The organism is Streptomyces solicavernae, assembly GCF_029968095.1.
Taxonomy (GTDB): Bacteria; Actinomycetota; Actinomycetes; order Streptomycetales; family Streptomycetaceae; genus Streptomyces; species Streptomyces solicavernae.
Map to the genome: position 1 here is coordinate 1 of NZ_JASCIR010000065.1, position 10,842 is coordinate 10,842.

At 68.1% G+C, this 10,842-nt stretch carries 7 protein-coding genes; 5 read left to right on the plus strand and 2 right to left on the minus strand.

Annotation, left to right across the window (positions count from 1 at the left end; all coding sequences use genetic code 11):
- On the plus strand, positions 1-4,312 hold a 4,312-nt coding region (locus tag QIS99_RS31615; protein ID WP_282517196.1), incomplete at its 5' end, for a putative T7SS-secreted protein.
- Between the two features lie 6 nt (positions 4,313-4,318).
- The gene (locus QIS99_RS31620) at positions 4,319-4,651 is read left to right on the plus strand and encodes a hypothetical protein (RefSeq protein ID WP_282517197.1); all 333 of its coding nucleotides are present in this window, start codon (positions 4,319-4,321) and stop codon (positions 4,649-4,651) included.
- Between the two features lie 1,412 nt (positions 4,652-6,063).
- Here QIS99_RS31620 and QIS99_RS31625 read toward each other — a convergent pair.
- Positions 6,064-6,900, minus strand: a complete 837-nt coding sequence (locus tag QIS99_RS31625) for a helix-turn-helix domain-containing protein (RefSeq protein WP_282517198.1) — start codon at positions 6,898-6,900, stop codon at positions 6,064-6,066.
- 178 nt (positions 6,901-7,078) lie between these two features.
- On the opposite strand from QIS99_RS31625, the gene QIS99_RS31630 reads away from it, so the two are divergent.
- Together QIS99_RS31630 and trpC are read left to right on the plus strand one after the other, a co-directional pair.
- Positions 7,079-8,329 carry a CynX/NimT family MFS transporter gene (locus QIS99_RS31630; RefSeq protein WP_282517199.1) on the plus strand — a complete coding sequence of 417 codons (1,251 nt, stop codon included), beginning with the start codon at positions 7,079-7,081 and terminating at the stop codon, positions 8,327-8,329.
- A gap of 55 nt (positions 8,330-8,384) precedes the next feature.
- Complete coding sequence (gene trpC, locus QIS99_RS31635; RefSeq protein WP_282517200.1) at positions 8,385-9,194, plus strand: indole-3-glycerol phosphate synthase TrpC; 810 nt, start codon at positions 8,385-8,387, stop codon at positions 9,192-9,194.
- A 112-nt stretch (positions 9,195-9,306) separates the two neighbouring features.
- Here the strand turns inward: trpC and trpD are convergent, their stop codons facing one another.
- Positions 9,307-10,395, minus strand: a complete 1,089-nt coding sequence (trpD, locus tag QIS99_RS31640; RefSeq protein ID WP_282517201.1) for an anthranilate phosphoribosyltransferase — start codon at positions 10,393-10,395, stop codon at positions 9,307-9,309.
- Positions 10,396-10,631: 236 nt separating this feature from the next.
- Between trpD and QIS99_RS31645 the strand changes: the two genes are divergently transcribed.
- Positions 10,632-10,842, plus strand: a 211-nt coding sequence (locus tag QIS99_RS31645; protein WP_282517202.1) for a winged helix-turn-helix domain-containing protein, incomplete at its 3' end; no start/stop codon positions are given.

Below are 10,842 nucleotides of genomic sequence, written 5' to 3' on the forward strand. Positions count from 1 at the left end.
CAAGGGTCTCGACGTGCACGGCTGGGAGGGCGATGCGGGGGAGGCCTTTCGGGCGGAGTTCGCGCCCCAGCCGAAGTTCTGGACCCAGGCCGCAGACGCTTGCGAAGCAGCGGCGAAGTCACTGGTGGCGTACGCCTCGACAGTGCAGTGGGCGCAGGGCGAGGCCAGGGAAGCCATCGAGCTGTACAAGAGAGCCAGGGCGGCCTCAGACAAGGCAGTCAAGGACTACAACGACACAGTCGACACCTGGAACCGAAAGAACGAGGCAGGACAGGACCCTGGCCCGAAGCCTCCACCGTTCCAGGACCCCGGCAAGGCCGGCCTTGAGCAGGCGCAACACCTGGTGAGCGAGGGCCGCCACCAGCGTGACGATGCGGCCCGTCGTGTGAGCGATGCTGTCAAGCAGTTGGCGGAGCAGGCTCCAGAGCCGCCCGGGGGCTTGGAGCTGGCCGGTTCGGTGCTCCGTGACATGGGCGAGGGCATGGCCCTGAACAGCGTGCACCTTGTCGGCGGGGCGCTGAAGGGCCTGGGCGAGACCGTGGGCCTGGTGCGGATGCTGAACCCCACCGACCCGTACAACGTGAACCACCCGGGCCAGTACCTGATGAACCTCAACGGCGTTGCCACCGGCCTGGCTTCCACGGTCGCCCACCCCGAACGCCTGGTGGGCATCGTGAAGAACCAGAACTGGCGAGACCCCGCCGAAGCCCTCGGCGGCATCCTGATCGAACTCGTCGGCGGCAAGGGCATCGGAGGCGGACTCAAGGGCGGGCTGAAGGGCGGTCTGAGGGAGGCAGGCAAGGAAGCGATCGAGCAGGGCGTCAAGGAAGGAGCCCGCAAGTCCGTCAAGGAACGCCTCGGAGACCTGGCCCGCGACCTGAACTGCAAGGTCCTGCGCAACGAGCCGGTCGATATGGCCACCGGGCGCATGGTCCTGCCTGCCACGGACGTCACGCTGCCGGCGACGATGCCGCTGGAATTCACCCGAACCTTCGAGTCCGCCTACCGAAACGGCGGCTGGTTCGGCCCTGCTTGGGCCTCCACCATCGACGAACGCCTCGAAGTCGACGCCGAGGGTGTGTGCCATGTTGCCGCCGACGGCAGTGTTCGCTCTTATCCGCATCCCGCTCCCGGACTGCCGGTGACTCCGGTCAAGGGAGTGCCGTGGACCTTGGAGCGCGAACCGGACGGCTCCTACACACTCTTCGACCCGGTCGCGCGGATCACCCGCACTTTCGAAGCCCCGGCAGGCGCCGAACCCGGAGGCGACGGCATCGCCAAACTCGCCTCCATATCCGACCACCTCGGCAACTGGATATCCGTCGAATGGAGCCTGGGCCAGCCGAGCTCGATGTCCCACTCCGGCGGCTACGAACTCCTTTTCACCACCCGTGCCGGCCGCATAACCCGGCTCGCCCTCGCCACACCCGAGGGCGCGATCACGCTGCGCTCGTACGGCTACAGCGACCGAGGCTTCCTCACCTCCGTCGCCGATTCCGAGGACCGCGCCACGTGCTACGAAGTGGACGAGCGCGGCCGGATCACAAAGTGGACCGACAGCAACGACCGCTCGTTCTTCTATGCGTACGACGACGAGGACCGCTGCACCCACCACGAGGGCGAAGCAGGTCATCTCAAGGCCCACTTCGAATACGGCCTGGAGAGCCGCGAACCGGACTGCACGCTCACGCGCGTCACCGACTCCCTCGGCCACACCTCCCAGTTCACCATCGACGGCCGGCTACGGATCCTCGCCGAGACCGACCGTGCCGGCCGCACCACCCGGACCACCTACGACGACCGTCACCGCCCCCTGACCGTCACCGACCCCCTCGGAGCCACGACGGCGTACACGTACGACGAGCTGGGCCGCCCCCTGAGCGTCACGCGCCCTGACGGCACCACCGCCTTCATCACGTATGACCAGGACGGGAACCCCGTCGAACTGCGCGACCCCGACGGCGCGGTCACTCGCCGCACCTACGACGACGCCGGCCGTTTGAGCAGCACGGTACGACCGGACGGCACCACCACGACCCTGGCGTACGACGAGCGGGGCCATCTGGCAGCGGTCACCGACCCGCTGGGCCAGGTCTCCCGCATCGAGAGCAACCCCGTCGGGCTGCCGCTGCGCGTGACGGATCCGCTCGGCGCCACCACCACGTACGTCCGCGACGCCTTCGGCCGCCCTGCCACGGTCATCGACCCCCTCGGCAATGCCGCCTCCATGAGCTGGACGGTGGAAGGCAAGCTGGCGCAGCGCACTGGCCCGGACGGCGCCATCGCGCGCTGGGAGTGGGACGGCGAGGGCAACTTGGTCCGCCACACGGATGCCGTCGGCGGGATCACGGAATACGCGTATACACACTTCGATCTCCTCCAGGCACGGACCGAACCGGACGGCACCCGGCACCGGTTCGTCTACGACACCGAGCTGCGGCTGCGCCAAGTCACCAACCCTCAGGGAATGAACTGGCATTACGAGTACGACCCCACCGGTCTCGTCATCTCCGAGAGAGACTTCGACGACCGCCTGCTCGTATTCGCCCACGACGAAGCCGGCAGGCTGTCGTTCCGGGCAAACCCGATGGGCCAGAGCGTCTCCTACAAACGCGATTCCCTCGGTCGCGTTGCTGTCAAGAACGCTGATGGCGACGAAACCCGCTACACCTATGAGCCAGCGGGCCGCCTCACCACCGCCGCGACTCTGGAGTCCGAGCTAGTCCTGCAGCGCGACGGCATGGGCCGGTTGCGCACCGAGATGTACGAAGGCCGCGTCCTCACCTTCCGCCGCGACGCGCTCGGCCGACCGGTTCGCCGGACAACTCCATCCGGAGCGGTCACCACCTACGCATACGACGCCGCGGGCAACCGCGTCAGCGTGGACATGGACGGCCACGCCCTCGACTCCGCCTTCGATGCTGCCGGGCGAGAAACCCGGCGGCATGTCGACACGATGTTGACCTGGGCCAACGAATGGGACCCTGCAGGACGCCTCCTCAACCGGACAGTCACCACTGAGGGCATCACCGGCGACGCTCGCACCGCGGCACAGCGGCACGATCCTGTGGTGCAGGAGCAGTCGTACGAGTACCGGGCGGACGGTTACCTCATCGCCCTCACCAACGGTCTCAACGGCGCCCGACGCTTCCGCCTGGACCGCGCCGGCCGTGTCACTCAAGTCACCGGCCAAGGCTGGACCGAGACCTACGCATACGACACCGCAGGCAATCTGACCCAAGCCTCCTGGCCCGAATCACACGGCAAATCAGCCCTCGGGGACCGGCAGTTCAACGGCACCCGGCTGCACAAAGCCGGCCGCTGGACGTACATCCACGACGAAGCCGGCCGAGTCATCGAACGCCGCAAGACACGGATCTCCCGCAAAGCCGACATCTGGCGCTACACCTGGGACGCCGAGGACCACCTCACCACCTGCACCACCCCAGACGGCACCACCTGGCGATACCGGTACGACCCGCTCGGCCGCCGCAGCGCAAAACAGCAACTCGACGCCGACGGCAAGGTGGCCGAGGAAACCGTCTTCACGTGGGACGACGCGCAGGTCATTGAACAGACCACCACGACGGGCGCCGGAGCCAGGCCTATCGCCCTCACTTGGGACTACGACGGCCTCACTCCCATCACCCAGGCCGAGCGAGCCCTCGACCCCGACACCCAACAGGCCGTCGACGCCCGCTTCTTCGCCATCATCACCGACCTCGTCGGCACCCCCACGGAACTCGTCGCTCCGGATGGAGACCTTGCCTGGCGAACGCGAAGCACCCTCTGGGGCACGACCGCGGTGGCCCGCGGTGCCACCGCCCACACACCGCTGCGCCACCCCGGCCAGTACGCGGACCTGGAGACGGGCCTCCACTACAACCTCCACCGGCATTACGACCCGACCGTCGCCCGTTACGCCAGCCCGGACCCTCTGGGGCTCTCTGCCGGCCCGAACCACGTGGCCTGGGTGCGCAACCCATGGACCCATGTTGACCCGCTGGGCTTGCAATGTGAGGAACTTCCTGAGGCCGGGAGCATCGCTAAGCACGCCAACGAGCGTTTCAGTGAAGGGGCGTTGGACCACCACGTCAAGAACGTGCCCCAGGACAAGCTGTCCGAATACGTGAACAATGTCATGACCAACGAAGTTGACGGCCTCATCCCCAAGTACGGCCTGCGTGATGGACGCAGCGCGTTCTGGGACCCTGCTACGGGAGCCGTGGTCATCGAGGACCCGGGCGCTCCACACGGCGGCACGGTCTTCACTCCGAAGGAAGGAAAGACCTACTTTGACGATCTGGAGTAGTCATAAGTGATCAAGGTGCAGACTTCTGAAGGCACGGTGGAGCTCCAAGATGAGGAGCGGTTCCTGCTCCGGGGAATTCTCCGCGAGATCAGACAAGCCTCGTACCTCTTCGAGGAAGACGATGCCTGGGCTGAACTACTCGAACTGTCGTCTGCCGTGCGTGCCGAGCGCACGTCTCCCGAAGAGCGAGTCGAGGTGAGCGCGGAGCAGATGGAACGCCTTGGCGAACTGACGAACCAGATGCTTGAGCACTTGGGAGCGGAGGAGTTCCACACGCGCACGGGGGCGACGTCTGAGAAGGCACAGGAACTGATGCACCGACTGACCGCTCGTACATGAGCCTGGGCGGCTGGGCGCTGGACTCCCTTCCTTCAGAGAGCTCAAGTCCGCGGGCTGGTGCCAACGCGCATGAGCGGATGGATAGTGAAGTCGGCCCGAGTGCGGTTCCGATCCTTCGATCGGCCCGTTTCCAGGGATGATTCCGAACCGGGCATGCGACTTGGCACCGCACCCGGCTCTCCACAAGCCCCAAGGGCTTCGTGGTGGTTGTCCTCATCAGGTGGCGTCCCAGAGAGTGGGAATCGTCAGGCCCCGGTAGCGAGTGGTGCGTAGCCTGATCGGTTGAGCAACTCCCGGGTCTCCCCGGTCCACCATGATCTACGGCCGCATTGCGGCGGAAGATCTTTTGGGCCGGCATCGACGGCGAGCCGCCCGGAGGCGCGGCTGGCCGTCCCACGTTCGCGACTCGGCAGTGCCGTCATTTCTCCTCGACCGTTGATCGCCAACTGCCTCCGGTAACCGTCGGCAATCGCTGTTGAATGAACCGCAGGGGATGCCGTCTGCCTCCCCTGCAAGGAGCCGAGGAGGGGCGGTGTTGACCTACACGGGGCGCCGGTGATCAGCGCATTCTGCGTCGCCGTCCCTAACTCACTCCGCTGCGCTTCAGTTCGAAAGCTCTCCCACGTGTTGCCCTCGACCTGCGGGCATGGCCGAACGCGTCCGGTCAGCGGTCCATCCGGACTGGCGCGAGCGTGCGTCCAGTGGACGCGCAGTGGACGGAAGGATCGGGAAAGGCCGGGAAAAGGGCGGACGGGGGCGGCCGTCCAGGAGCCCTTTCAGGAGCTCTGACCTGCATGAACGGGAAGGTTGCGGCAAGATCAGGAAGATCGGCAAGGGACTCATAATCCGTCGGCCGTGGGTTCGAGTCCCACCCGCCCCACGATGCGCAGGTCGGAAACCCCTTCTGACCTGCGCAAACGTATTTCCGGGGTCCTGGATTCGGGACTCTGGCCCAACGGATTGACTCCGTTGGGCGTTACTTCGGTAGATGTGTGGGGCGGGAGTGGCCTTTGAGGCTGTGACCTGTGGTGATGCTGTGGCTGGAGGTGTGGCGAGCCGGGCTGGAGTCGGGCCCAGGGGACACTCAGGGGACGCGAGGTTTTTGAAACTGTAGTTCGACTCTGCGCGGCATGAGGCTCTGGCTTCCGCGAGAGGTGGCGGTGCGCGGTCGGTGAAGACCGGCAATACCGCGGTCAGCAACTCCGGTCGCTATTGATGGCGAGCGTCTGGGGCAGCCCCAAGTGCGTGGGGAGCAGAAGCAGGCCCTCGGCGAGCGGTGACGCTCCGCGGGAACAGCCCCACGTGCGTGGGTAGCAGGCCTCACCGCGCGCGAGGATCCGGGCGAGGGCGGAAACAGCCCCTTGTGCGTGGGGAGCAGCCCCGCAAGGGCCACCTGACGCAGCGTCACCGTGTCACGAAATGGACCGCAGCCGACCGTGGGGCTGGCGCTGGAGTTGGTCGATGGCCTGGGCCGTTTGGTCGCACTCGGGGAGGAAGATGATGAGCTGCTGGGCGTCCATGGGCAGTTCGAGCGTCTCGCGGAGCAGCCGTAGCTGGTGCCCCTCCGGGTGGTTGAGTCTGAGGACCCCGCGGTGCGGTACTACATGGCGGCGGAGGCGGTTGGTGAACTCGGGCCCGGCGATAGGGATGAGCTCGGAGGTGAGCCATTCGAGGTTCTCGAGGGACGGCGCCTGCCACAGGTCGAAGGCTTGCTCGTCCGCGATGTCGTCCCAGTCGGCGAAGAACGTCCGGGCGCGGGGGTCGGTGAACAAGTAGCGGTTGAGGTTCGGCTCGGCGTCGTCGAGCAGTCCGGTGCCGCTGGTGATCGACTGGTAGCCCGTGGTGTGGGCGAGGATGTCGCCGAGCCGGTTGGTCACAACGGCGACGCCGGAGTCGAGAAGGCAGAGTGTCTGCAGGACGGACGGCCGCACGCGTCGGGGCGGCGGCACGGGCCTGATCTGGACCGAGCATGCGTCGCCGGCGATCTTCGCGAGGTAGCGCAGATGGTTGCGCTCCGAGGGGTTGAGGCAGAGTGCGTCGGCAATCGAGTTGATCACTGTGGGCGATGGGTTGCGGTCGCGCCCTTGCTCGATACGGGCCAGGTATTCGACGCTGATACCGGCTCGGGTGGCAAGGTCCAGGCGGCGCAGCCCAGGTGATCGGCGACGGCCGGGCGTCTGCAGGCCGAGGGATTCCGGCTCGATGCTGTCGCGCTTGGCCCGGATGAAGTTCCCCAACGGCGTACCCATGCCGCCAGGTTACGGTGTCGGCGGGTGAGCCGGGGCGGCTCACGAGGACTGCCTGCTGTGAGGTCCGGGCGGTATTGGGCTGTCCGCGGATCTCGCCCTGCCTCATCGTGCGGCGCCGAGGGTGGCCCTGCGGGGGCTAGCCTCAGTACGGCCTCGTTAAGCGCCACCGTGAGCCTTGATGCTGACGGTCATGGAGAATAAATCGACACGGCGTTCCGGACAGGTGTTGCTGGTGTGGGGGTTGCTCGTGGCAGCAGCCAACCTCCGGGCGAGCCTGACCGGTGTCGGGCCGTTGCTGGATCGCGTGCAGGCCGACCTGGGGCTGGCCCCGGCCGTGCTCGGCCTGCTGAACACACTGCCGTTGCTGGCGTTCGCCGCACTGTCTCCGATGGTGCCCCGGCTTGCCGCGCGGTGGGGAGACGAGCGGCTCCTCGGCGGTGCACTCGTCGTACTGACACTGGGGATCGCGGTTCGGTGGGTGCCCTCGGCGGTCGGTCTGTTCGCGGGAACCGTGCTGATCGGGGCAGGCATCGCGGTGGGCAACGTCCTGCTGCCGAGCCTCATTAAGCGTGACTTCCCCACCAAGGTGGGGCTGCTGACCAGCGCCTATGCGACGGTGATGGGTGGTGTCGCCGCGGTCGCGTCCGGGGTGGCGGTGCCGATCAGCGAGATCGCTCCCGGTGGCTGGTACACGGCATTGGGGTGCTGGGTCCTGATTGCGCTGGTGGCCGTACTGCTGTGGCTTCCTCAGATGCGCACTGCGCCGCCCGCCCCGCAGGCGGCGCGCGGGCAGCACCGGCTGCCCTGGGGGTCCGGCCTCGCATGGGCGGTCACGGCCTTCATGGGGCTGCAGTCTCTTGGCTTCTACGTGGTCGTGACGTGGCTGCCCCAGGTCTTCCAGGACAACGGGGTCAGTGCGGCGACGGCCGGATGGCTGCTGTTCCTGTTCCAGGCGGTCGCGGTGCTGACCAGCCTGGCGGTGCCGGGCGCACTGCGCTGGGCACGTGACCAGCGGGCGCTGGCGACGATCTGCTCGGCCATCCTGCTCCTCGGCTACCTCGGGCTCCTGGTGGCCCCGGACTTGGCGCTGCTGTGGAGCGTCGTCCTCGGTCTGGGCGGCGGGGCCTGTCTCGTGCTCGCGCTGGCGTTCCTCGGCATGCGTGCCCAGGACGCGGCCGGGGCGGGCGCGCTGTCCGCGATGGCGCAGTCGATCGGCTATCTCCTTGCCGCCGTTGGACCGGTGGTCTTTGGGCTGCTGCACACCGTCAGTTCCAGCTGGCAGGCACCGCTGGTGCTCATGTGCGTGGCCGCGGCCGGTCAGACGATCGTCGCGCTGGTGGCCGGGCGTGGCACGGTGCGGCCGGCCGAGGTTCAGGAGCCCGGCCGGGTACCTTCGGTGCCGGAGCGCGCCTCGTCGCCCGGGCACTGATTGTCCGGAGGCTGGCGGATCCAATGCACCACAAACGGGGGGAGGGCGTTATCAGATGAGTGTGCTGACCGAGATCGTCGCCGGAGTCCGTGCGGACCTGCGGGAGCGCATGGGCGAGGTGAGCCCGGAGGTTCTGCGGCGCAGGGCCGAGTCGCGTGAGGCCTGGATGACGCCGGAGGCCGTCGGCGCCGCGCTGCGCTGCGCCGACGGGGTACGGCTGATCGCGGAGGTGAAGCGCGTCAGCCCGGCCCGTGGGCTGCTCGCGGCGATCGACCGGCCGGGGGCTCTTGCCGCCGAGTACGCGGCGGGCGGTGCGGCCGCGATCAGTGTGCTGACCGAACCGAGGCACTTCGGCGGCTCGTTGGACGATCTGCGGGCCGTGCGCGCGGCAGTCGACATTCCCTTGCTGCGCAAGGACTTTGTCGTGCACCCGTACCAGCTCGCCGAGGCCGCCGTCGCCGGGGCCGACTTGGTGCTGCTGATCGTCGCGGCGCTGTCCTGGCCGGAGCTGGAGATGCTGGTGCGCCAGGCCGGGGAGTACGGCCTGGCCGTGCTGGTGGAGACGCACACCGAGGAAGAGGTGGACCGGGCGTTGGCCGCCGGCGCCCGGATCATTGGGGTGAACGCACGGGACCTGGCCTCGCTCCGCGTCGACCGTGACGTGTATGCCGGGCTTGCCGCCCGGATACCGGGCGATGTGGTCACCGTGGCCGAGTCCGGTGTGCGGGGCCCGGCCGATGTCCGGGCCTATGCCCAGGCCGGCGCCGACGCGGTGCTCGTCGGCTCGGCGCTCGTCACCGACGCCCGGCCGGCCGATGCGGTGGCCGCGATGCTGGCAGCGGGGCGGCGGGAGGGCCTGACGTGACCGGGCGCGCGGTCGACCGGCCCGGGGTGGCCGCCGCACTCGCGGACGAACTCCCGGGCCACGCCTATCACTTCGGCCCGCCTCGGCGGCCGAGGGGCCGCCGAGGGTCCGTTCACCCGGCCGAGGATGCCGCGCTCTCGGCCAGTTTGGCCGTCACCCTGACCCACCGGTCGAGGAGTTCCGCGGCGTCGCCGCTGTCGACGGCGCGGGCGGCCCGCGTCATGGCGGCCCTCAGTCGCTCCGTGAGTGGCGCGGTGTCGGGGGCCGCGGCGGCGAGCCCTGCCGCGGCGGACAGCAGGATGGCGTCGCGGACCGGGCCGCGTGTGCCTGCGAGCACCCTCCGGGTGATCTCCGCGTTGTGTGCCGGGCTGCCGCCGCGCAGGGAATCCTGCGATGCCTGCGGGATGTCGAGGCCCTTCGGGTCGAAGGTCTCATGGCGTACGGTCCCGTCGTGCACCGCCCACACCTGGGACGTCGTGGTGACCGTCAGTTCGTCGAGCCCGTCGTCGCCACGGAAGACGAGCGCGGAGCGGTTACGGCGGGCCAGCACTCCGGCGACGATCGGGGCCATCCGGGCGTCGGCGACGCCGATGGCGGCCGCCTCGGGCGCCGCGGGATTCGTCAAGGGGCCCAACACGTTGAAGGCCGTCGGCACGCCGAGTTGCCTGCGCACCGCGGAAGCATGGCGCATCGCGGGATGGAACACCGGGGCGAAGCAGAAAGCGATGCCCACTTCGGCGAGCACCTGCGGCACCGTCACCGGCGGCAGGTCGATGACCACGTCCAGTTCTTCGAGCAGGTCCGCCGAGCCGCAGGCCGAGGACGCGGACCGGTTGCCGTGCTTGACGATGCGCGCGCCCGCCGCCGCGGCCACGATCGCCGAGACGGTGGAGATGTTCACCGTACGGGCCATGTCTCCGCCGGTGCCGACGATGTCTATGAGCGGCCCGTCGGCCCGGACCCTGACCGCGTGCGCGTCCATGGCACGGACAAGGCCGTCGAGCTCCGCGACGGACTCTCCCTTGGACCGCAGGCCCACCAGTAACCCACCGAGCCTGGCATCGTCGGCGGCACCACGCATGACCTCGCCCATGGCCCATTCCGTGTCGACTCCGGTGAGGTCGCGGCGGTCCGTGAGCGCCGAAAGAATATCCGCCCATCGTTTCCGAGTTGTGTCGGATGCGGTTGCCTGACCGGTCATCGCTACTCCTTCACTGGTTATTCGTATGGAGCATCGCAGCCGACAACGGCGTCGGCCAAGTCCATTCCACTCTTCAGTGAGCGGGCCAATTCCGCGCTGAAGAGAAATTCATCCCGTACCGAGGGCCCGGGCTTAAGAAGCCGGATCTATCGCGGGGATTTCACGCCGGCCGGAAGGCCTGCGCCGACAGGGGAAGAATGCTACCGATCGCCATAAACCGGAAGTTGCCGCTGTCCATGACCACGCAGATTCAGGAGGCCATCCGCGGACGAATAAAAGACGGGACCCTGCATCCAGGTGTCCGATTACCATCGAGCCGGAATCTCGCCGGAGATCTCGGGGTTTCGCGCAGTGTCGTGGTCCAGGCCTACGAGCAGCTGGTCGCCGGAGGATATCTGCGGTCCACTCAGGGCTCGGGCACCAGGGTGGCGACCCATCTGCCGCACC